The organism is Methylocella silvestris (genome assembly GCF_002891535.1).
GTDB lineage: Bacteria > Pseudomonadota > Alphaproteobacteria > Rhizobiales > Beijerinckiaceae > Methylocapsa > Methylocapsa silvestris_A.
Genome location: NZ_PDZR01000001.1, coordinates 719,860 through 740,894, shown reverse-complemented (window position 1 = coordinate 740,894; position 21,035 = coordinate 719,860). Strand labels below are relative to the sequence as shown.

Below are 21,035 nucleotides of genomic sequence, written 5' to 3'. Positions count from 1 at the left end.
CTGATGCTTCGACAGTTTTACATGTATCGAACGACTGGTCCGGCTTATTTGGGACAGCGGTAATAGCTTTCAAGGGGCTGCGTGACAAAGATCGATTATTTTTTCCGGGCGGACGATAGGGCCTGCCGACGTCGACTTACGACGATGCGGCGGCCATGCGCTCGTCAATCGCCGTCGCCTTGATCAGCGCAAAAACCCGCGAACCCGGTCGAAGCTCAAGTTTGTCCACGGCGTGACGGGTCGCGACGGCGGCAAGATGCTCCGCTCCGTCCAAAGCGATATCCACCATGGCGAGCGGCCCGACGGCGTGGATGCTCCTGACTGCGCCCATCAACACGTTGCGGATGCTTGTTTCCGGCGGCGGGGCTGTCGCGAGAATAACGTCGGTCGCCTTGACCAGGATTCGGATCGGTCGCCCCGGCGCTCCAGCCGGCCCGACCATCCAGATCGTCCCCGCCGGATGGACGAGTTCGGTCAACCCATAAGCGGCGTCCGCGCCGCCCACAGTCACGGTCAGAGCCGAGGACCGCTCAAAACGATCGTCGACCGCGCTCACATCCGCGCCAAAAACTTCATTCGGACTGCCAATGACTTTGACCTTGCCGCTCTGGAGCACCACTACGCGGTCGGCCAGTCGCACAACTTCTTCGATGGCGTGCGAGACATAAACAATCGGCACCTTGAAATCGTCACGGATGCGCTCGATTAGCGGCATGATCTCGAGCTTGCGCGACATATCGAGAGCCGCCAAAGGTTCGTCGAACAAGAGCAGCCTCGGACAGGACAGAAGGGCGCGTCCGATGCCGACGCGCTGGCGTTCGCCGCCGGAGAGGCGCGCCGGCCGCCGCCCCAAAAGCTTGTCGATGCCGAGCGTCTCGATCACGGCGTCGAATTCGATCTCCTTGCGGCCGGGCGGCGCAAACCAGCGCCCATAGAGGAGATTGTGCCGCACGCTCAAATGCGGAAACAGATAGGAATCCTGGAAGACAAGGCCGATGCGCCGCTTGTAAGGCGGCAGGAAAACGCCCTTCTCGACATCGACGAGCGCCTGCCCGTCAAGGATGATGGCGCCTCTTGTCGGACGCGACAGGCCGGCGATCAGACCAAGCGTCAGCGATTTGCCGCATCCTGACGGCCCGAACAGAGCGGTGATGCCCCGCCCGTTGCCGAAGGCGACGTCAAGTTTGAACGTTCCGAGATCGAGACCGACGTCGACTTCAATCATTCAAAACTGGCCACGCGCTTTTCGGCCCAGCGCTGGATGATTTCCGAGGCGATCAGGGCGACGAGGGCGATGACGATCGAAACGATGGTCAGCCGCAGCGCGCCGGCGTCGCCTCCCGGCGCCTGCGTAAAGCTGTAGATCGCCGCCGAGATGGTCTGCGTTTCGCCGGGAATGTTGGAGACGAAGGTAATAGTCGCGCCAAATTCGCCAAGCGCGCGCGCAAAACCGAGAATCGAGCCGACGATAATGCCCGGCGCCGCCAGCGGCAAAGTGATCAGGGCGAAGGTCCACAGTCTGCCGGCCCCGAGCGAACTCGAGGCGAATTCGAGCCGCCGGTCGATTCCCTCGAAGGAGAGCCGCATGGCCCGCACCATCAGAGGAAATCCCATGACGGCGCAGGCGAGCGCGGCGCCCGTCCAGCGAAAGGACAGAACAATGCCTATGCTCGCGAGGAAGGGGCCGAAAACGCCTCTGCGCCCGAACAGGATCAGCAGAATGAAGCCGGTGACGACGGGCGGCATCACCAGCGGCAGATGAACGAGTCCGTTAAAAAGCGTCTTTCCGGGAAAATTCCAGCGCGCCAGCGCATAGGCGGTCAGAACGCCGAACGGCAGGCTGGCCATCGTCGCAACGATGGCGATGCGCAGGGAAAGCCAGATCGCGGTCCACTCTTCGGGTGAAAGATGCATCACGTGACGGGGCTTTATTTCGAGAGGATCGAGAAGCCCTGTTCGAGCAGAATTTTCACCGCCGCCTGCGAGGACAGATATGCGACGAAAGACGCCGCCTCGGGATTCTTGGAGCCCTCAAGAACAGCGACGGGATAGACGATCGGGCTGTGTGACGAGGATGGAAACACGCCGACAACCCGGACCTTTGGTTCGGCCTTGGCGTCTGTAGCGTAAACAATGCCGAAACGCGCCTCGCCCCGGGCGACAAGATTGAGCGCGGCGCGAATATTGTCCGATTGCGCCAGTTTGGGCTCGACCTTGTCCCAAACACCGAGCGCGACAAGCGATTCCTTGCCATAGACGCCGCCCGGACATGAAGTGATGGTGCAGACCGCGATCTTGCCGCCGCCGGTTTGGCCGGCGAGGTCGAACCCCGGCTCGATCTTGAGGGTCGTCTTCTGGTCCGCCGGTTCGACCAGCACAAGTTCATTCCCAAGGAACGCGCGGCGCGTGCCCGCCCGCAGCAATTTCGCCTTGTCGAGATAATCCATCCAATTGAGATCGGCGGATATGAAGATGTCTGCGGGCGCGCCCTGCTCGATCTGCTTGGCGAGCACGGCCGACGAGCCATAGACGAGCACCGGCGCCTTGCCGGTCTGAGCCGTCCAGGACGCCGCGATGGCGTCGAGCGCCGTCTTCATGCTGGCGGCGGCAAAGACCGTCGGTCCGGCCGCCGGCGCCTGAGCGGCCACGGTCAGCGGAGCCAGTCCGGCCGCCAGCGTCAAAACGAGCGCGATTGCGTTAAGCGTGCGGCGCGCGATCCTTATCATGTCCGAAATTCCTTTGGCGATTACGCAACGCGTCAGCGCTGGATGGCGGCGCCAATATATCCCAGTCTATACAGGATGAGCAAGCGAGCTTTGCCATTACGCGGCGTTCCGTCGCATAAAATGCCCCGCGTTGCACATTGCCCCGCGTCCGCTGATCGATCGCTGGCGGCGCCCCCAGAAGGGCCGCAAGCGCCATGATCGCGACAGGCGTTCGCCCCTTGGCGGACATTTGTTTAGCGTTGGGCGACAAGGATTGAAGATCGAAAAAATGACGCTGCGCTCTATTTTGCGTTTTGTCGCCGGCCTGACGCAGGGGACCCCGCTCCGCAACACGACTTCGCTGAAAAAAGCAATTGCAACGCGGCTGCCGCGCGCCTTCGACAAGTTGCGCAAACCGCGCGCCGGCGTTTACCACAAGACCAACCCGCAAAAGCAATCGTTTAATCGCTTCCGAAAACGCGGTAGTCTGCCCGCTTCCGGAAGCAGCGCGGCCGAGGGTTCGACATGAATAGCCGCACACGTAACCGGTGCGAGGATGAGGCGCCAGGACTGCTTTTCGAAGCGGCCAAGATCGCGCAAATCGACGACAACGCGAAAGGTGATTTCGCCTATTGCGTTTGCCCCCCAAAAAATGACGCGGACAGACGAGGCGCGCCGCGGCGCCGCACGCGCCTGCGGTCCGGCAAGCTGCTTGATAAGAACAATCGCTTTTTGATTGAATGCCAGATCCGCGATCGTTCGGACGGCGGCGCCCGCCTGCGGCTCTTCTCTGACATTCCGCCAGTTGCCGCAATCCGACTCTATGAGGATTGTCCGGAGCGGTTGCTGGACGCCGAAATCGTCTGGCGCAAAGAGGACGAACTCGGGGTGCGGTTTGTCGCCCGGCGCCGCGCGCGAGCCATCGGCAAAACCGCGCTGTCCTGTCTCCGCAATCGTTATTACGCGATCCTTGATTAAGCGTCTTTCGAAGCCTCCTCGATTTCAAATGTCCATGCTTCAATTCTCCACGGCCGAAGCCTGATCGACGTTGACTTTAGCTAATTTCTGCTTGCTCTGGACGCCCATCTCGCGCGGGCCGCCTTGCGCCTGTCTCCGGGCGACGGCCCGAGCCGAGGGATTCGGCATGCCAAGGCAGCTAATAGGATTCCGTAATCGCTCCTCTCTCCGTAACGACGACCCACCGGCCGTTGCGGTTCTCGATCGAGAGAATTCGTCCCACGTCGGGCAGCGACGCTCCCGGCGCGGCAGCAAAGCTGCCTTTTGGACTCTGCACCACAATAGAGCCCCCGGTTGAGAACTTCACCACATAACCCTTGAGAACTCCCGTGGGAGCGGCAGCGCTTGCCTCCCCGCGGTTCATGGCTCCCGCTGCCGGGCCTGTCTGCTTGGAATGATCGATCGAACCGGTGGCGCTGTAATCCACCGGATGTTTTTGCGAAGAACCCTGCGCCGCATCGGAGCCCTTATGCGATCCTCCGATCGGCTGCGCAAAGATCATCAGATGTTCGACGCCGCCAAAGAGCGGGCGGCTGTTGTCCGTCGAAATCATGACTGCGGCAAAGCTCACCGACCCGACCGCAGCAACAATGCCCGTTGCGATCAACCCATGATCAGCCGTCAGCGCCAGCGCGTGAATCGAGGACGCCTTCGTCGACGCCGACGCAGAGGTTTTTGCGGCGGCAGTTAAGGCGAACCCGAAAAACAAACGCCTGCGTCGCGCCGTCCCGTCGACCGCGGCGGCCGTGGCCTGCGGCGCTCCGCCCGTTCCACGTCGCGCCTTTTTGAACAATTTTCCTGCGACCGCCATGATCAAACCCTCCTCCCGCGTGGCGCTCCGGCGCGTTTTCCCACCGAACAAATTCATTGGGTCGGCAAGAACGTCCTTGAGCTTCAAAAGCTGGCGCATATTCTTGTCGAGCACATCCACCTCAACCGGATCGGAATATGCTTCAGGCCGGTCCCCACACTATCGTCGCCCCCCTTTCGTCGCGCATGCGGCGTAGCGCGAACCAGGCCGACCCACAACCGGTCTCAAGCGATGAATTCCTGCGCTTCCTGGAGGGAGGGAAACATACGGCGTCCAAGCAAGGTCTCGACCTCAACACTGCCATCGGCGAATTGAACGTAAGCCCGATCTTTCACCCATCCGCGCTCAAGTATCTTCCTGGCGTTCTCCGGCTTCGCCTTCGCGCTCACGGCCTTTGCCGGCTGAGGCTGAGGTTTCAGCGGGGGCTGAGGCGAAAGCGATGGCGAAGGCCGGCTAGCTGGGTTTTGCGGGGCCGGAGCTTGCGCCTGACCGCGACCACTCTTCGGCTGAGAACGCGCCATGACCGCCTCAAAGAACTTGTTCAAGGCTCCAAATCCGGTCTGCAAAGCGCCGATGATCGCGATCCCCAGCCCACACAAAATGACGCTTTGCGCCACCAGCGCAAAGTTAAGGCCGCCCGACCCGCCGATCTGACCGGAAAGCCGCGCTGTCACATAGCCCAGCTGCGGCGACGAAAACAACAATGCCCATCCCGCGGCTACAATCATGAAGCCGATCCAGGTTAACCGCTCGAAGACCATCTCAATCGCCTTTCCTTTAAGAAGCAGCGCCATCATTCAACCCTATGCTTTAGGCGGATCATTTCAGCTGGATCGGAACTTCGCCCTGCTTTGCAACATGGCTCCACATTTCATTATCAATTCGCGCGCCAGAGCGCTTCTTGACCAAATGGACTCATTCGGTCGAGAAGAAATCGGCCCAGAGTCAAAAACTTGAGTATGTTCATGCCGATCAGATTTCTTCAATCTGATCGGATTATGCCCGAGCATCCGGCAACAGCGCCGCTGCGGGCCGCCCCGAAGAGACAAACGACGCTCCAAAGGCGCATAGGTTCCATTCTTCGGCGCCATTCTGTGACATTCCCGACCGGCTCTGTAGGCGCCACGACCCTACTACTTCGATATGTCGTTCTTTGAGATAAAGTTGAACTGATCGACGAGAATGTCCTTGATAATGTCGGCCCCGAGCCGTCGATTCACTTGCGTGGTGAGAAAGCGCGTCAACGCCTGCAGATCAAATTTCTCGAGATGCGCGAAATCGATCTTCTCAACATAGAGTTTCCGAAACGCCTCGTCCGTGATGAAGGCGTCCGGCGGCGCCGCCAACCGCTTCAGCGCTTCGGGATCGACGAGATAGATAAACTGAGCCACGACATAGCCGGCGACATTGCCGTCTGCGATCACTGGCACGCTGATCGGCTCTGTCTTCTTGCGCTCGAGATGCTCCGGGCTTTGCCGCGAATCCGTTGATTGCTCCGGGGGCGATTTCCATGTCGCGCCAAGATAGGTCGCGGTCAATGTCACCGCCAAAATCCATGCGCAACTCGCGGCTGTCCGGATCATTTAATTTCGGCTTTCGCCATACGCAACGCGGTGTAGGTTCCATCGGATTCATGATCCTCTATCGCGCGCGCTATGATCGTTGCAATCTCGCTAACGGCCCGCAACTGCATGCGCAGTCCGACCAGATTGCGTTCGAGCTTCGTGCGGAGACCGGCCAGCGCGGCTCTCGATTCTTCCTCGAAAGTCGCTCGATCAAGCGCCCGGCAGGCGTCGATCGCTCGCTTCAGCTCCAAAAGCCCGTGGCTTTTCATATGATTATATTCATGTAAATCGACGAGACTGTTCCGCTCCAGCGCGCCGGTTTCAAGAAGGATCGTTCGCTCAAGCCTTTCGATTGCGCGCAAAAGCGCTTCCATTGTCCCCTTTTGCTGCACGTCATCGATGACGTCCCCAAGTCCCCTAATTTGCAAAGAACAGTCTTCTGCGGACGCCGCGACTTCAAGCGCAAAGGCGTCAACCGGGATCTGCGCCGCAAAACCTTGCGCCGCGGGGACGCTGGCGCCGCGGCCAATGTGACGTTCGGTGGCGTCCGTGGTCAAGACTGTCCCCGATTCGAATCGACGATTGACGGATGGGCATGCGCTTCATTCTTTAGGGTTGCAGGCGGGGATGATCTCGATTTCGCCAACCCGAGATCGATCGATTTGCCGATCTGTTTCGCCAATTGCTCGGCCAACATCGATCGCCACATGTCGCCGGCGGTTCCCGCGCCGAATAGCCCCTCCCCTTTAGGCAATATGGTTTCGACGACTCCTTGCAGGAAGAACTCCTCAAGCCCCTTGTATGCTTTCGCGCCTGGATCTGATTGTGGCGCAGACGCGCTGAATGATCCCGGCTCACTCCGCACGGAAAAGCCGCTTCCGCCGGTCGCGTCAGCGATGAATTGAGAGAAATCCCCGCCCGACGCCAGGGAAGAGCGAAAACTCGACAATCGTCCCGCGGCCGCCGCGACCTGAACAGGATTGGCCGCTCGAGCAACGTCGAGAACTATGTCCGAGACAGGATTGATGGACATGCTTTTCTCCCTTTCCGCTCAGGCCTGCTTAAGATGAACCTTCAATCTTGCCCGGACCTTGCTTGCTGATTTGCGGCGACGCCTCGATCATTCTTTCAAGCAAGGCCTTTTCGTCATGGCGTCGCTGAACGTTGACAAGATGATCCACGAGCGTCTCCGCCCGTCGCAACCGTCCCCTCGCCTCAAGGCGGCGTTCGGTCTCGCCGGCGATCTCGGAGCGCAAACGGACGCGATGCCTCTCGATCTGATCGAAACGCCGCATCATCGCCTCCGCAAACAGGCCCGCAACTGAATCCTCGGCCGCCATAAACGCCGCCAGCTCCGCTCGTCTTCGTTCGAGCTCGGCCGCGCGTCGATTGACGTCCGCGACACGCTGTTCGGCCAGTCGATCGAATCCGATAACTGCCTTGAGCAGGCGCCTTGCCTTGCGAAGCCTCTCGTCCATAGCTGGTCCTTTGCTGCCTGTGAAAGATGCAAGGCGGGACATATGACGTTGGCCCGACATACGTGGAGAAGCTCGGCCGAAGCTGATCAGCCCGAAGCAAGCCACAGGGAACATCCCGCGATGAAGAGCTCCAACAGGCTGCGGCAGGTGATGTAAAGGAGGAACAATCCACCGGCCGCAACGGCTGGAACTGTTATGAAGTAGATTGGGATTTGCGGCGCAAAACGGGATGCAATCCCTATCGCGAGATTGACGATCAAGGCGTACACGATAAACGGACTGCTGACGCGCAGCGCCAGAATGAAAGAACGTGCAAGCGTATTGCCGATTTCGGCAAGCCCCAGGCGTGCGTCGAAAAGCCGGAGACCGGCCAGACGGAGTAGGACGCAAGCAGCCCGCGCAAGACCTCCCAATGGAGATTGGTCAGGAAGAACAACATCAGCGCCCCGAGCGAAATGAGCGAGACAATCGCCGGGGCCGGCTCATTATCGTCAGCTGGTGGGGCCAAAGGGCTTGAAAGGCCTATCGCCATGGCTATGGCGTTCGCCAAAGCGTCCAGCGCCCCGAAGAAAATACGCCCGAGAAATCCGATAAGTCCGCCGATCAGGCTCTCGCTTATGATCGTTCGGATCAGCAAAAAAGGCGACGGGGCGGAAATTGCCGGGCCAACCTCGTCCGACAAGAGAGGCGTCAGCCCAAGCGTTATAGCAAAGCCGACGAAGAGCCTGACCCGGGCGGGAATGCGCGCGCTGGATATCCCCGGCATGATCATGAGGCAGGCGCCGATGCGGCAGAAAAGAACGAAGGCGGTCAGAACCGCATTCGATCCAATTGCGGTCAAGAGATGGACCCCAACGACGTGATGGTCACGCCGCGCGCAATCTCAAGATGGGAAAGGACGGGTAGAGTCGCAAACAGACGCTCAACAATCATTCGCACATAGGGCCGCGTCTCGGGCGTCGCGACAAGGACGAATTGATGCCCCTGATCCATGCGTTCACGAATCGCCGCCGAAGCCTCCTTGCCGAAATCTTCGACCATTTGCGGATCAAGATCGAACTCGGTCACATCCCCTTTGGCGTCACGCTTCAGACTTTGGTGGAAAGCAAAGTCCCAGCGATTGCCGAGCCGCAACACCTTCAGCACTCCGCCCTCGGAGAGGTCGCCGCAGATCTGTTGCGCCATGCGCATGCGGACATGTTCGGCCACCTGTTCCGCCCGGCGGGCGTGTGGCGCGATTTCAGCAATCGCCTCCAGAATGAGATGCAGGTTGCGGATCGAGACGCGTTCGGCAAGAAGAAGCTTCAGCACCGCCTGTAGTCCAGAATAGGAGATCTGCGAGGGGCAAATATCGTCGATCAATCGCTTATATTCCGGCCCCAGACGATCCAACAAAGTCCGCATATCCTTATACGACAAGAGCTGTGGAAGATTGTTGCGAATGACCTCACTAAGATGTGTCAGGAGGACGGAGACATTGTCGATCGGACTAAACCCCTCACGCTTCAGCTCGTTGGCGAATGCAGATGACACCCACATCGCCTTCATGCCGAAGGCCGGCTCCCGGCAATCTTCCCCCGGTAGTTTCGGACGCCGGCCATCGTTGATAATGACAAGAAGATCGCCGATCTTCAGCTCATTCGCCGCGGCGATCGTCCCGTGAATCTTGATCTGATAGGCCTTGGTCGGCATCGCCAAACTGTCCGACAGTTTGATTTCCGGAACGACGAAGCCGTATTGCTTGGCAAATTTGCGCCGCATCTTGGCGACGCGCGCCGCGAGTTCGTTGTGTGAGGCGACGAGACGCGTGGCGAGTTGCTTGCCAAGGCACAGTTCGATTTCAACTGATCTGATCGACTCCTTGACCGAGTCCTTGGCCTCGCTCTGCGCCTCTTGCTCCTCTGCCGCCCGTCTCGCGCGCTGGACTTCTTCGTCTCTTGCGATCCGCTTCGGCGCTTCATAACTGACGAAAGCAAGCACGCCGCCGAGAAGCGCGAAAGGGAAAAACGGCAAACCTGGCGCCAGCGCCATCCCGAACATAAGAAGCGCGGCGACCAGGAGCGCCCGCGGATATCTGATAAGCTGGCTTAAGACCGCCGCCTCGGTGGCGCCGCGTGTGCCGCCCTTCGACACCAGAAGGGCGGCGGACAGGGAAATGATCAGCGCCGGTATTTGCGACACCAGACCGTCGCCGACGGATAATTTCGTGTAGACATCGGCCGCTTGTTGCAGCGGCATATTGTGGCGCGTGGCGCCAATGACGATCCCGCCGAAAATATTGACCGCAAGGATGATCAGCCCGGCGATGGCGTCTCCGCGAACGAATTTCGAGGCGCCGTCCATCGATCCGAAGAACGAACTTTCCTCCTCAAGTTCGCGTCTGCGCCGCTGCGCTTGCTTGTCGTCGATCAGGCCGGCGGACAGATCTGCGTCGATCGCCATCTGCTTGCCCGGAATCGCGTCAAGGGTGAAGCGCGCCCCGACCTCCGCGATGCGGGTTGCGCCCTTCGTTATGACGACAAAGTTTACCGTCATGAGAATAGCAAATACAATGAGACCAATGACGAAATCGCCGCTCATCACAAGCTTTGAGAAGCCGCCGATGATAAAGCCGGCCGCGGTCAGGCCCTCGGCGCCATTCGACAAGATCAGGCGTGTGGTCGCAATGTTGAGTGCGAGACGCAAGAGCGTCGCGACAAGCAGCACAGTTGGAAACGCCGAAAAGTCGAGCGGTCTCTCAATCCACAGCGAGACCATCAGGATGAGGACCGAAAGCGCTATTGAAAAGGCAAGCCCTATGTCAATCAAGACCGAAGGGATCGGTAGAAAAAAGATTGATAGAATAGCGACGATGCCGGCGGCGAATGCGACGTCCCGAGCGCTCTTTCGCCCAGGCGGAGACGTCCCTCGTAAAGCAATATCCGACATGAAGCGCTCTTGGCCGTTGAAGACGTCCGCTTTTTATTTACCCAAGCTTGCGCGAACATAGCCAAATTGACGTTGCGCGATGGATTGCATTTACCCGCGGCGGGTCAGGGTCAAGGCGCACCGCAGCAGGAACCGGACGTCCGGCAGATATCGAAGCGCTTCATCGTCGGTGATGGGATTCCGTCCGCCTCGATCGCTGGCGACGCGTGAGAGGGAGGCCTCCCGCGCCGCTCGTTGCTGAAGTTCGCTATTGTCCCCAAACGACGCCTCGAGCGGGTGATGGGTCAAGATTGGTCGCGAAGCTATGTCGTGCATGGCGCCAGCTCGCGCGTGGTTCCAGGTCCTGGCCGGCTCCGCCTTGCATGGCCGCTGCGCTCAACCGGTGTGACGCTGACAGCGCACCCGCCGCGACGCGGGGACTGCTGGCTGGCACAAGCCAAAGCCGGCGGCGCCTCGACGTTCCAACATCAGTCAGAAACCTTTTTCGATTCGAGCGTAGACATGTTCCGTGAACGCATAGATCTGGGCGCCGATGAATGGCCCCCCAACGGACATGACCAAAAATATGACCACAATCTTCGGCACAAAGGTCACCGTTGTTTCCTGGATCTGCGTCAGAGCTTGCAGCAGGGCAATGATCAATCCGACGAACATTGCTGCGGCGACTGGAGGCCCCGATCCAACGATGATCGTCCAGATCGCCACCCGGATGAGCTCAAGCGCGTCTGCCTCGTTCATGTGGCGCTGATCGTGACGCCCGATCCAAGTGTGATCGTGCTTCCATCCTTCAGCGTGGCAGTAACGTCGCCGCCCGCGCTCGTCGTCACCGACGTGATTACGCCGTTGATCGTTCCGTCCGCGGAAGTCGCCGTCTTCCCGATCAGCGTTCCAGCCTGCGTTGCGAGAAGCGCGTCCAGCGTCGAATTCGTCTTGACCTGCTGTTCGACCGAGGAGAAGGAAGCTAACTGGCTCATATACTGGGTTGGATCGGTCGGGCTCGTTGGATCCTGATTCTTTATTTCAGCAATCAACAGCTGCAAAAATTGATTATAATCCACCGTCGCCGAGGTTGCGGCGGAAGTCGACGCACTTGCGCTCGTCCCTGTGGCGCTTGCCACCGAATTGATGTTGGCGACCGACGCCCACCTCTTGCCTTCGACAACCTTGAAAAAATGATTAACGAGCGGGCCTTGCTTCAGGCTGAATTCAATCGCGCGAATTCGACTGAATTGACGCGATCGGCAGCTTTGCGGCCGCCAATCATGAGTACGGCTCGGAATCGGGCCCGCCTTTGGAGCAAGATCAATCTCACTGAACGGACTTTTGCTCGAACCTATTGTTTCAACGCATCCGGCGCGTCGAAAAGACCTTCAGCTTTTCAGGCGGATGCTTTAGCTCTTGACCTGACGCGACCTGCGCGGAACAGTCTTTCTGCGGCGGCGTCTGCGCGCTCCCCCAAAAAAATGGAAGGTCTCGATGGTCGCCCCAAAGTTTCTTTTCGTCGGCGCCTGTCTTGCCGCGATGTCCACGGCGGCGCCGGCGCAGACGGCGAGCTTCGACTGCGCCAAGGCGGCCTTGCCCGCGGAAAAGACGATCTGCAGCGTTCCCGCGCTGGAGGCCAGGGACATCAAAATGGCCGCCTATTATCAGATCCTGACGGACGTCGAACCCGCTTGGAGCGGCATGGCTTATCGCGAATTTCGCGACAATCAGCGGGAGCTTCAGGCCAATTGGGCGTCAAAGATACGCAACGTCTGCGCGCAGGATGTCGCCTGCCTCGGCGAGGCCTACGACCGGCGCATCGACGAACTGGCGTCGACCATTGGAAAAAGCCTCGGCCTGACTTACGGCCGGATGTGCGACTGAGTCCCTAAAAGCCTGCCGCCAGTGTGCCGCGCTGTCTTGTGTCCGCCGCCCCCATCAGCAGCCCGCCGCCGCAAAGAATGCTCTGCGCCGATCCCCAGGCCCCCCGCTGCGCAACTTTGTGGCCGAGAGCCTCAAGCAGCCGCAATGTGTCGGGCGACAAGCCGCTCTCGACGTCAAGTTGATCGGGCGTTCCCTGATGGTGAACGCGCGCCGCCGCGGTCGCCTCGGCGATGTTCATGTTGAAATCGATGATGTCGCTGATGATTTCCGCAACGATGGTGATGATGCGCGAGCCGCCCGGCGAGCCCGTCACGAGTTCGAGTTGATCGTCCCGAAAGACCATGGTCGGCGCCATGGAGGAGAGCGGCCGCTTGCGCGGCGCCGGCGCATTGGCTTCGCCGCCGGTGAGGCCGAAGGCGTTCGGCGCCCCGGGCTTGGCGGCGAAATCATCGAGCTCATTGTTCAAAAGAACGCCGGTTCCCTCGGCGACGAGGCCGAGTCCATAGGAGAAATTGAGCGTGTAGGTGTTTGACACAGCGTTGCCTTCGGCGTCGACGATGGAGAAATGCGTCGTCTGATCGCTCTCATAGGGCGTTGGATCGACAGGAGCGATTTCATTGGCGGGCCTTGCGCGCTGCGTCGAGATCTCGGACCGAAGACGCGCCGCATAGGCTTTCGAGAGGAGCGCCTGGAGCGGAATCGAAACCTGATCCGGATCGCCAAGATAGCGCGCGCGATCGGCATAGACGAGCTTCATCCCTTCCGCGAAAAGATGAATGGTCGCGGCTGAATCCGGTCCGAGGTCAGCCAGCGGAAAGCTTTCGAGAATATTGAGAAGTTCGATGACATGAAGCCCGCCAGAGGATGGCGGCGGCATGGAGATGATTTGACGCCCGCGATATTCCCCGCGCACAGGTTCGCGCTCTACGGCGCGATAGGATTTGAGATCGTCGCGGGTCATGCGGCCACCCGCCGCCGCCACGCTCGCCACGATCTTGTCCGCAACCTCGCCCTCGTAGAAGGCGCGGTCGCCGTCGCGCCCGATCGCCTCGAGCACATTCGCCAGATCCGGTTGCAGCAAAAGCTCGCCGACGCGGAGCGGCGCGCCATCCCCGTGCATAAAGATGCGGGCGCTCGACGGCCAGCGCGCGAGGCGGCGCGCCTGCGGCAGGGAATCGGCTAGATCATCGCCGACAATGAGGCCCTCGCGGGCAAGGCGCGCCGCAGGAGCCGCAAGCTCGGCAAGCGTGAGCTTGCCCGAGCCATAGCGCTGGTAGGCAAGGACCAGCCCGGCGACAGTGCCCGGCACGCCGACGGCGAGGCCGGAATTGCGCGATTTGTCGGGATCGGCGGCGCCGCTTGCATCAAGGAACATGTCGCGCGTTGCGGCGGCCGGCGCCGTCTCGCGATAATCGATCGCGGTGGTTTTCTTCGACTTTGCGATATGGACCAGCATGAAGCCGCCGCCGCCGAGATTTCCCGCGCGCGGCAGCGTGACGGCGAGCGCCAAGGCGACGGCGACGGCGGCGTCGACCGCATTGCCGCCCTGACGCAATATTTCGACGCCGATCCGCGTCGCGGTCGCCTCCTGTGTGACGACCATCCCATGTTCCGCCAACACAGGCAGAAAACGCGCGCCCTGGCCGATGATGGGCGCCGTCTGTGGCGTCGTATCTGCGAGCGACGCCGGGGCCGCGAATATCGCAACAGTCAAAGCGGCGGCGAGGATCCGGCGAGGCAACAGGCCAAGACATAGTCTTGTGATTGGCGATTTTTTTATATGATGACGAGCCATAACATCTTCATCCGCGCTGAATTGCGATGATCTTATGTGAAACGGCCAAAATCGGAATTGCAGCCGATTTCGGCGCTCTGCAACAGGGCCGCTCATCAAGCCGCGGTCCCCAAGGGCGCGCCTTACCGATTGCGTTCCGCGTCCCTGCCCATCAGTTCGCGCCTTCATGCCCCGCCAGCACGTCGAGAAACGCCGCCCCATAGCGTTGCAGCTTGGCCGGGCCGACGCCGTGCACAAGCGCCAGATCGCCAAGGCTCAAGGGGCGGGCCCTCGCCATCGCGATCAGCACGCTGTCGTGAAAAATGACGAAGGGCGGCTGCTTTTGCGCTCTTGCGATTTCGAGTCGGCGCGCCTTCAGGGCCGAGAAGAGGCGCGCCTGCATCGCCGTCAGATCCGCGGCCTTGTCGGGCAGGCGTTCGCGCCGGGTCTCGCGTTCGCCAACGGGCGCGTCCTCCTCCGTGGCGACGGCCTCGATCCGCTGGAGCGCTTGCGTCACGCCCATGCGCCGGCCGCTCGGCAGGCCGATCTCGGCGCGAAGCTCAAGCGCGGCGCCTCCCGTCAATACATCGCGGCCGGCCGGCGTGATGATCCAGCGGTCGCGGTCGTCGGCCGCCTGCTCGATCAGCTCGGCCGCCTGCAGCTGCCGAAAGACGCTCCGCCATTCGGCCGGCGTGAACTCCTTGCCAACGCCAAAGGTCGGCAACAATTCATGGCCGTGCCTGACGATGGCCGCTGTGGCGTTGCCGATCAGCAGATTGGCGAGATGGCCGTAAAAAAAGCGTCCCGAGGTCCGGTGAATGGCGGAGAGCGCCTTTTTCGCCGCGAGAGCGCCGTTATAGAAGGGCCAGCGTCCCTCGCAGATGTCGCAATTGCCGCAGGGGCCGGATTCTTCGCCGAAAGCCGCAAGCAGCGTGCGCCGGCGGCAGCGCGGCGTCTCGCAGAGCGCCAGCAGCGCATTGAGCTTGCGTCGCTCGAGGCGCTTGCGTTCTGGCGCGGCCTCGCCCTCGGCGATCTGCCGTTCGCGCAGCCGGACGTCGGCCTCGCCGAACAGAAGCAGCGCATCCGCCGGCCGGCCGTCGCGGCCGGCGCGGCCAATCTCCTGATAATAGGCCTCGACGCTCTGCGGCAAATCCGCATGGCAGACGAAGCGGACGTTCGGCTTGTCGATGCCCATGCCGAAGGCGATGGTCGCGACGATCACGACGCCCTCACGATGCAGAAACTCATCCTGATGCGCCGAGCGAATGTCTGGCGCGAGCCCGGCATGATAGGGCAGCGCCGGAACGCCAGCCGCGCGCAGGGTTTCGCTGAGCTTTTCGACGCCCTTGCGCGAGGCGCAATAGACGATTCCGGCCTCGCCGCGGTGGCGGTCGATCTCGGTTGCGATCTGGGAGAGGACATTCGCCTTGCGCCGCATGGCCAGATGAATATTCGGACGATCAAACGAGCGGATGAAGACGCGCGGCGCGGACGGAAACAGTTTGGCGATGATCTCGGCGCGGGTCGGCGGGTCCGCCGTCGCCGTCACGGCGATGAGCTGCAGCGCGCCGCCCTCGCCGCCCGCAATGGACCGCGCGACTGTGGAGAGATCGGCATATTCGGGGCGAAAGTCATGGCCCCATTGCGACACGCAATGGGCTTCGTCGATGGCGAGAACATTGGCGCCCGCCTCGCGAAGAAGGGCGCGCGTGTCCGCGCGCGCAAGCCGTTCCGGCGCGACATAGACGAGACGATAGCGGCGCTGCCGCAGTCCGGCTTCGATCTCGGCATTGTCGGCCGAGCTGTTGACGGAATTCAGCGCCGCGGCCGCGATTCCGCGCTCGCGCAGCTGCTGCACCTGATCGCGCATCAGCGCGATCAGCGGCGAAACGACAATGGTCAATCCCGGCCGCATGAGCGCGGGCAGCTGATAGCAGAGCGATTTGCCGGAGCCGGTCGGCATCACCGCAAGGATGTTTTCGCCGGCAAGCGCTGCGTCGAGAACCTCGCGCTGTCCGGGACGGAAATCGTCGAAGCCGAAAAATCGCTTGAGCGCATCCCGCGCTTCGCCCGATCGGCCCGGCGCCTCGATCTTCTCGGTCGAAGGCGCGGCTGGAGTGCGGGCGTCGGACGATTGCATTCTGCTCCAAATTCCTAAGCCGTCCGATGTCGATCGGAGAAGTCTGCGCGTTTTCGGCGTCACGCTTCAGCGATCAGCGCCTCGATCTCGATTTTGGCCTGCGCCGCAGCCGCCGGCGTCATGGCAAGGCGCGGCGTTTCGATGAATTTGTCGGCAACCATCTGGCCCGGTTGCGAGGAGAGAATGATGATGCGATCGGCAAGCGCCACAGCCTCCTCGATGTCATGGGTCACAATCAGCGTCGTCGTCCTTTGCGCCTCCACAAGGGCGACAAGTTCGGCGCGAAGGCGCAGCGCCAGGGCAGAGTCGAGGGAAACAAAAGGCTCGTCAAGCAGGAGAAGCGTCGGGCTGATCGCAAAAGCCCGCGCGATCGCGACGCGGCGGGCGAGCCCAAGCGACAATTCACCGGGATAATGATCAAGATGGGCGGCGAGCCCGAGCGCGGCGACGATCGAATCAAGCACGGGGCCGGCGACACCGCCGGCCAGCAGCAGATTCTGCCGCACGCTCCGCCACGGAAGCAGCCGCGGCTCTTGAAAAACCATGCCGATTTTACGCGGCGACGGCAGCATGACCTCGCCCTCGAAATCTCGGTCGAGGCCGGCGATGATCCGCAGCAAGGTGGTCTTGCCGCAGCCAGACGGCCCAAGCACGGCCGCGACCTCGCCGGATTTGAGGCCAAAGGCCACCTCGCCCAGAATGGTCCGCCTCTGCCCCGCGGCGGTGCGCAGCGCCTTGCGCGTGACCTTGACGTCAAGCATGCTGCGGTCGCCAGCGCGAGACGCGCCGCTCGATCGGCTGCACCACGAAAGTCTCGATCGCCAGCATGATGGCGACGAAGGGCAGCGCATAGGCGAGCAGGCGCGTCACGTCGAAGAGCTGGAAGGCGGTGCCGATCTCAAAGCCGATCCCGTTCGAGCGGCCGAGCAGTTCGACCACCAGCACGATCTTCCACACCAGCGACAGGCCGGATCGCATCGAGGCGGCAAGATAGGGCGCAAGCTGCGGCAGCAGGACGTCGAAGATGCGGATCTTCAGCGGCATGGCGAAGATCTCGGCGACCTCGTCGAGGCCGCGGTCGAGCGCCCGCGCGCCCTCGCGAACCGTCGCCGTCGTGTTCGGCAGCTTGTTCAGCGCCACTGCTCCGATCGCCGCGACCTCATTCAGGCCGATCCAAATATAGGCGAGCACGATGACGACGAGCGCCGGAAGGTTCAACAGCACGATCAGCCAGGGATCGCAAAAACGGTCGACGGCCTTGCTGCGTCCCATGGCGACGCCAAGGGCCATTCCGACCGCCATGGCGAGAATGAAGGCGGCGACGACGCGCGCAAGCGTCGCCGCAAGATTGAAGGCCAGTGCGCCGGACGCCGCCTCCGCGCCGACGACGGACAGCACGGCCTGCGGCGACGGCAGGAGGCGCGAAGCGGCGATCGTCGACGCCGCCTCCCAAAGCAGCAGCAGCAGCAGGAAGGACAGGAGGCGAACTGGCACGGCTCAGCGGTCCGCCGGCGTTCGCTGGCCCGCGCCCTTGTAGAAGACGCCCGGGTTCAGCGTCGTCGCGGCGCCGACGAGCTCCGGACCGCCGATCTCGCGCACGATCGCATAGAGGGTGGCGGCGTCCGCTTCATCGTCCGAGACCGGGCGCTTCGGAAAACCGTCGACATAGCGTTGCCGGTAAAGCGCCAGCTCCTTGGGGTCGGTAACTCCCAATTCTTTTCCGATCCTCTGCCAATCCGCGTCCGAGCTGGCCAGCCGCTCCCGCGCCTGATGCGTGACCTGGAAGAATCGCGCGAGCGCGTCGCCATGGGTCTTGGCGAGGCTTTCGTCGAAGACATAGCCCGTCATCGCCAGCGGCCCTTTCGCGCCGAGCCTCCGCTCGACCTCGTCCATGCCGATCAGCCGGCGAAAGCCGCGCGACTCGAGCGCGACAGCGTAATTCCAGAAAGTCAGATTGGCGTCGAGCTCGCCGGCGACGGCTTTTTCATAAAGCAGGGCCGGCGCGCCGAACACCACCCGCGCGCGCGCTTTGAGATCCAGTCCGTCGCGCTGCACAAGGGCGCGCAGGAGAAGCCAGCTTTTATCGATCGGCCCGCCGGCGACCCCAAGGGTCTTGCCGCGCAGATCGTCCAGTTTTTGCGCCGCGGAATCTCCCGGAACCATCAAGGCGCCGAGCGCCGTCGAGTAGGGATAGAAAACGAGATTGGTTTCGAGGCCACGCTCGCGCGCGACCCACAGCCAGTCGCTGATGATGAGGTCGACCGAACCGCCGAGCAGCGCGATCTTTCCCGCTTCCGTCGAGGCAAGCTCAGTGACGACGAGGTCAAGATTCGCCTTGGCGTCCAGCTTTTCGGCCTTGATGACCGCGAGCTCCCAGGCGAAGGTGCCGGTCTTCTGTACGCCAAGACGGAGCGTGTCGGCGGCCTCCGCCCGGCCGCAAAGGCCGATCATCAGGGTGAGACAAATGACCGCTGCGGCGGCAAGCCCGCCCTTGTGCGCGCTCCGCCTGTTGAATGAAACGTTTCTCCCGATTAGGCGTTTTCCTGCGCTCAAGTTCCACTCGCTTCCGATTGTTCGGGTTGTCTTTTTTCGCTGCCTTAGGATACATGTTTTTTCGGGCGAGCGACAATCTTAAGGATCGTAAGCTTCATTCAGTCCAGAGGCCAGGCGTCGGCCGGGGCGACAGCGCATCGCTCAAGGGGAAGGAAACCAGCTATGAATTTCAGATATGCTTCGATCATCGCGGCGCTTGCTTTCATGGGCCCCACGGCGGCCGCTTATGCCGCTGACGCGGCGGCCGGGGAAACTCTCTTCAAGCAGAAATGCGCCGTGTGCCACAAGATTGGCGAAGGGGCCAAGAATTTCGTCGGTCCTGAGCTCAATGGCATCGTCGGCCGCGTCGCTGGCGCGGGATCTCCGGGATATTCCTATTCCGATGGCCTAAAGGCTTACGCCGTCACCTGGGATTCGGAAAAGCTGCACGCCTGGCTGACCAACCCGAAGGCCGTGGTTCCCGGCACCAAGATGATCTTCGCCGGCCTCCCGAAAGAAGACGACCGCGACAATGTCGTCGCCTATCTGTCGCAATTCGACGCCGACGGAAAGAAGAAATAAGCTTTCCGTCATCATCTAACCCTCGCGCCGCATCAACATGCCGCGCGAGGGATCATAGGCGATGATGGCGGCGCCGAGGAATAGCGCGGCGCATCCCCCGACCACCGCCAATGACGTAAGATTGACCTGTCCCCAGAAGGCGAAGCGGATCAATTCGACGGCATGCGTAAACGGGTTGATTTCGCAAACGAAGGCGAGCCACGGGCTGCCCTCCCTGACGCGCCACAACGGATAGAGCGCGCTTGAGGCGAAGAACATCGGGAAGATGACGAAATTCATCACGCCCGCGAAATTCTCCAGCTGCCGGATCAGCGAGGACAGCAGCATCCCGAGCGCGCCGAACATCAAGCCCGACAAAATCAACGCGGGCAAAATGGTCAGATAGCCCCAAAGCGTTGGCGGCTCGATCTCCCAGAACCAGGCGATCAACAGGAAGGCGTAGACCTGCAAGATCGACACCGATGCGCCGGCGACAAGCTTTGACGTCAAGAGGAACCAACGCGGCAGCGGGCTGACCAGCAGCGTCCGCATATTGCCCATTTCCCGATCATAAACCATCGACAGCGACGATTGCATCCCGTTAAAAAGCTGGATCATCGCGATGAGTCCCGGCGTGATGTAGACGTCGTAGAGCACATAGGTGTCGTAGGGCGGAATGATCGAGACGCCGAGCACCGAGCGAAAGCCCGCGGCGAAAATGAACAGCCAGACCAGCGGGCGCACCAGCGCCGAGACGAAGCGCTCGCGCTGATGCAGGAACCGTAGCGCCTCGCGCCAGACGATCCCCTTGAGGCAGACGGCATATTGGACGAGGCTGAAGCCGCGTGGTTCGACGGGCGCGGCGGACTGAACGCTCATGTCACTGCGCCTCCGTAGCGGCTTCGCCGGTCAGACGGTTGAACGCCGCGGTCATGTCAGGCGAGCCGGCCCGCGCGCAGACCTCCTCGACCTTGCCCGCGTCGAGCAATTTGCCGCGATGCAACACAACGACATTGTCGCCGGGCAGGATCTCGTCGATGAGATGGGTCGCCCACAATACGCCAATTCCCTCGGTCGCGACGAGATTGCGCACATGCGCGAGGATGTCCGCGCGGGCCTTGATGTCGAGGCCGACAGTCGGTTCGTCGAGCAGCAGCATCCGCGGCCGGTGCAGCAGGGCGCGAGCGATCTCGACGCGGCGCATCTGCCCTCCGGACAGCGCGCGGGCCTTGTCGTTGAGCCGATCAAGCATGTCGACCTTGGCGAGGACATCGGCGGCGCGCGCTTTCGCCGTCGCGTCTCCAATGCCGTGCAGCGCCGCATGATAGGCAAGATTTTGCGCGATGGAGAGATCGAGGTCGAGCGTTCGCGCCTGGAACACTACGCCAAGCCGGCGCAGCGCCTCGCCCGGCGTTCGCGCGACATCGAAGCCGAAAATCGAAATCGCGCCGGAGCGCACGCCAAACAGCCGCGTGATCAGGGAAAACAGCGTGCTCTTGCCGGCGCCGTTCAACCCAAGCAGCACGGTGAAACTCGCCGGACGCACCTCAAAGGAGACATCGTCGAGCGCCTTGCGCTTGCCATAGAAATGGCTGACCCGGTCGATTTTCAGCGCAGCTTCGAGCGCGTGGTCTTTGGAAGAATCAATCAAGCTGAGG

General features: G+C 61.6%; 26 protein-coding genes. 5 read left to right on the top strand and 21 right to left on the bottom strand.

What is annotated here, in order from left to right; translation table 11 throughout:
- Positions 1-136 precede the first annotated feature (136 nt).
- From modC to modA, 3 genes are read right to left on the bottom strand one after another with little or no spacing between them, the layout of a single operon-like run.
- The gene (gene modC, locus CR492_RS03500; RefSeq protein ID WP_102842269.1) at positions 137-1,225 is read right to left on the bottom strand and encodes a molybdenum ABC transporter ATP-binding protein; all 1,089 of its coding nucleotides are present in this window, start codon (positions 1,223-1,225) and stop codon (positions 137-139) included.
- Positions 1,222-1,914, bottom strand: coding sequence for a molybdate ABC transporter permease subunit (gene modB, locus CR492_RS03495; RefSeq protein WP_102842268.1), 693 nt, complete (start codon positions 1,912-1,914; stop codon positions 1,222-1,224). The genes modC and modB overlap by 4 nt, the downstream gene beginning before the upstream one ends.
- A gap of 14 nt (positions 1,915-1,928) precedes the next feature.
- Entirely contained in the window at positions 1,929-2,726 is a 798-nt protein-coding gene (gene modA / locus CR492_RS03490; protein ID WP_102842267.1) for a molybdate ABC transporter substrate-binding protein, read from the bottom strand.
- A 268-nt stretch (positions 2,727-2,994) separates the two neighbouring features.
- Between modA and CR492_RS20385 the strand changes: the two genes are divergently transcribed.
- On the top strand, positions 2,995-3,234 hold the full coding sequence (locus CR492_RS20385) for a hypothetical protein (RefSeq protein ID WP_146030157.1): 240 nt from the start codon (positions 2,995-2,997) through the stop codon (positions 3,232-3,234).
- Positions 3,231-3,683, top strand: coding sequence for a PilZ domain-containing protein (locus CR492_RS03480; protein ID WP_102842265.1), 453 nt, complete (start codon positions 3,231-3,233; stop codon positions 3,681-3,683). The genes CR492_RS20385 and CR492_RS03480 overlap by 4 nt, the downstream gene beginning before the upstream one ends.
- Before the next feature lie 178 nt (positions 3,684-3,861).
- On the opposite strand, the gene CR492_RS03475 is transcribed toward CR492_RS03480, so the two are convergent.
- The 9 genes from CR492_RS03475 to flhA all read right to left on the bottom strand — a co-directional run bounded on the left by CR492_RS03475 (position 3,862) and on the right by flhA (position 10,504).
- Positions 3,862-4,431: a hypothetical protein gene (locus CR492_RS03475; RefSeq protein ID WP_146030156.1), complete on the bottom strand. Its 570-nt coding sequence runs from the start codon at positions 4,429-4,431 to the stop codon at positions 3,862-3,864.
- Between the two features lie 326 nt (positions 4,432-4,757).
- Positions 4,758-5,327 (bottom strand): hypothetical protein, encoded by a 570-nt coding sequence (locus CR492_RS03470; RefSeq protein WP_180982399.1) that lies wholly within the window; start codon positions 5,325-5,327, stop codon positions 4,758-4,760.
- 339 nt (positions 5,328-5,666) lie between these two features.
- Positions 5,667-6,077 carry a hypothetical protein gene (locus tag CR492_RS03465; RefSeq protein ID WP_146030155.1) on the bottom strand — a complete coding sequence of 137 codons (411 nt, stop codon included), beginning with the start codon at positions 6,075-6,077 and terminating at the stop codon, positions 5,667-5,669.
- A gap of 35 nt (positions 6,078-6,112) precedes the next feature.
- Entirely contained in the window at positions 6,113-6,655 is a 543-nt protein-coding gene (locus CR492_RS03460; RefSeq protein ID WP_102842261.1) for a hypothetical protein, read from the bottom strand.
- The gene (locus CR492_RS03455; protein ID WP_102842260.1) at positions 6,652-7,131 is read right to left on the bottom strand and encodes a rod-binding protein; all 480 of its coding nucleotides are present in this window, start codon (positions 7,129-7,131) and stop codon (positions 6,652-6,654) included. Before CR492_RS03455 ends, CR492_RS03460 begins: the two co-directional genes overlap by 4 nt.
- Positions 7,132-7,159: 28 nt before the next feature.
- Positions 7,160-7,576, bottom strand: a complete 417-nt coding sequence (locus CR492_RS03450) for a hypothetical protein (RefSeq protein WP_102842259.1) — start codon at positions 7,574-7,576, stop codon at positions 7,160-7,162.
- Positions 7,577-7,662: 86 nt separating this feature from the next.
- Entirely contained in the window at positions 7,663-7,845 is a 183-nt protein-coding gene (locus tag CR492_RS21325) for a flagellar biosynthetic protein FliR (protein ID WP_280951511.1), read from the bottom strand.
- On the bottom strand, positions 7,833-8,342 hold the full coding sequence (locus CR492_RS21320; RefSeq protein WP_280951512.1) for a flagellar biosynthetic protein FliR: 510 nt from the start codon (positions 8,340-8,342) through the stop codon (positions 7,833-7,835). Before CR492_RS21320 ends, CR492_RS21325 begins: the two co-directional genes overlap by 13 nt.
- A gap of 71 nt (positions 8,343-8,413) precedes the next feature.
- Positions 8,414-10,504 carry a flagellar biosynthesis protein FlhA gene (gene flhA / locus CR492_RS03440; RefSeq protein WP_102842258.1) on the bottom strand — a complete coding sequence of 697 codons (2,091 nt, stop codon included), beginning with the start codon at positions 10,502-10,504 and terminating at the stop codon, positions 8,414-8,416.
- Positions 10,505-10,513: 9 nt separating this feature from the next.
- Between flhA and CR492_RS20380 the strand changes: the two genes are divergently transcribed.
- A complete protein-coding gene (locus CR492_RS20380) occupies positions 10,514-10,714 on the top strand; it encodes a hypothetical protein (protein WP_146030154.1) in 201 nt (66 codons plus the stop codon).
- Between the two features lie 261 nt (positions 10,715-10,975).
- Here CR492_RS20380 and fliQ read toward each other — a convergent pair whose 3' ends face one another.
- Together fliQ and flgD are read right to left on the bottom strand one after the other, a co-directional pair.
- Positions 10,976-11,242, bottom strand: a complete 267-nt coding sequence (fliQ, locus tag CR492_RS03430) for a flagellar biosynthesis protein FliQ (RefSeq protein ID WP_102842256.1) — start codon at positions 11,240-11,242, stop codon at positions 10,976-10,978.
- On the bottom strand, positions 11,239-11,631 hold the full coding sequence (gene flgD / locus CR492_RS03425) for a flagellar hook assembly protein FlgD (RefSeq protein ID WP_102842255.1): 393 nt from the start codon (positions 11,629-11,631) through the stop codon (positions 11,239-11,241). Before flgD ends, fliQ begins: the two co-directional genes overlap by 4 nt.
- Before the next feature lie 349 nt (positions 11,632-11,980).
- On the opposite strand from flgD, the gene CR492_RS03420 reads away from it, so the two are divergent.
- Positions 11,981-12,370: a lysozyme inhibitor LprI family protein gene (locus CR492_RS03420; RefSeq protein WP_102842254.1), complete on the top strand. Its 390-nt coding sequence runs from the start codon at positions 11,981-11,983 to the stop codon at positions 12,368-12,370.
- 4 nt (positions 12,371-12,374) lie between these two features.
- On the opposite strand, the gene ggt is transcribed toward CR492_RS03420, so the two are convergent.
- The 5 genes from ggt to CR492_RS03395 form a co-directional block, all read right to left on the bottom strand.
- Positions 12,375-14,165 (bottom strand): gamma-glutamyltransferase, encoded by a 1,791-nt coding sequence (ggt, locus tag CR492_RS03415; RefSeq protein ID WP_102842253.1) that lies wholly within the window; start codon positions 14,163-14,165, stop codon positions 12,375-12,377.
- A 151-nt stretch (positions 14,166-14,316) separates the two neighbouring features.
- Positions 14,317-16,284: a DNA helicase RecQ gene (gene recQ / locus CR492_RS03410; RefSeq protein WP_102842252.1), complete on the bottom strand. Its 1,968-nt coding sequence runs from the start codon at positions 16,282-16,284 to the stop codon at positions 14,317-14,319.
- A gap of 59 nt (positions 16,285-16,343) precedes the next feature.
- Positions 16,344-17,045: an ABC transporter ATP-binding protein gene (locus CR492_RS03405; RefSeq protein WP_102842251.1), complete on the bottom strand. Its 702-nt coding sequence runs from the start codon at positions 17,043-17,045 to the stop codon at positions 16,344-16,346.
- The gene (locus CR492_RS03400; protein ID WP_102842250.1) at positions 17,038-17,778 is read right to left on the bottom strand and encodes an ABC transporter permease; all 741 of its coding nucleotides are present in this window, start codon (positions 17,776-17,778) and stop codon (positions 17,038-17,040) included. The genes CR492_RS03405 and CR492_RS03400 overlap by 8 nt, the downstream gene beginning before the upstream one ends.
- Positions 17,779-17,781: 3 nt before the next feature.
- Complete coding sequence (locus tag CR492_RS03395; RefSeq protein WP_102842249.1) at positions 17,782-18,837, bottom strand: ABC transporter substrate-binding protein; 1,056 nt, start codon at positions 18,835-18,837, stop codon at positions 17,782-17,784.
- Positions 18,838-18,999: 162 nt separating this feature from the next.
- Between CR492_RS03395 and CR492_RS03390 the strand changes: the two genes are divergently transcribed.
- Entirely contained in the window at positions 19,000-19,398 is a 399-nt protein-coding gene (locus CR492_RS03390; RefSeq protein ID WP_102842248.1) for a c-type cytochrome, read from the top strand.
- Positions 19,399-19,413: 15 nt separating this feature from the next.
- Here the strand turns inward: CR492_RS03390 and CR492_RS03385 are convergent, their stop codons facing one another.
- Together CR492_RS03385 and CR492_RS03380 are read right to left on the bottom strand one after the other, a co-directional pair.
- Positions 19,414-20,256 (bottom strand): ABC transporter permease, encoded by an 843-nt coding sequence (locus tag CR492_RS03385; protein WP_102842247.1) that lies wholly within the window; start codon positions 20,254-20,256, stop codon positions 19,414-19,416.
- Position 20,257: 1 nt separating this feature from the next.
- Positions 20,258-21,028 (bottom strand): ABC transporter ATP-binding protein, encoded by a 771-nt coding sequence (locus CR492_RS03380; protein WP_102842246.1) that lies wholly within the window; start codon positions 21,026-21,028, stop codon positions 20,258-20,260.
- Positions 21,029-21,035 lie beyond the last annotated feature (7 nt).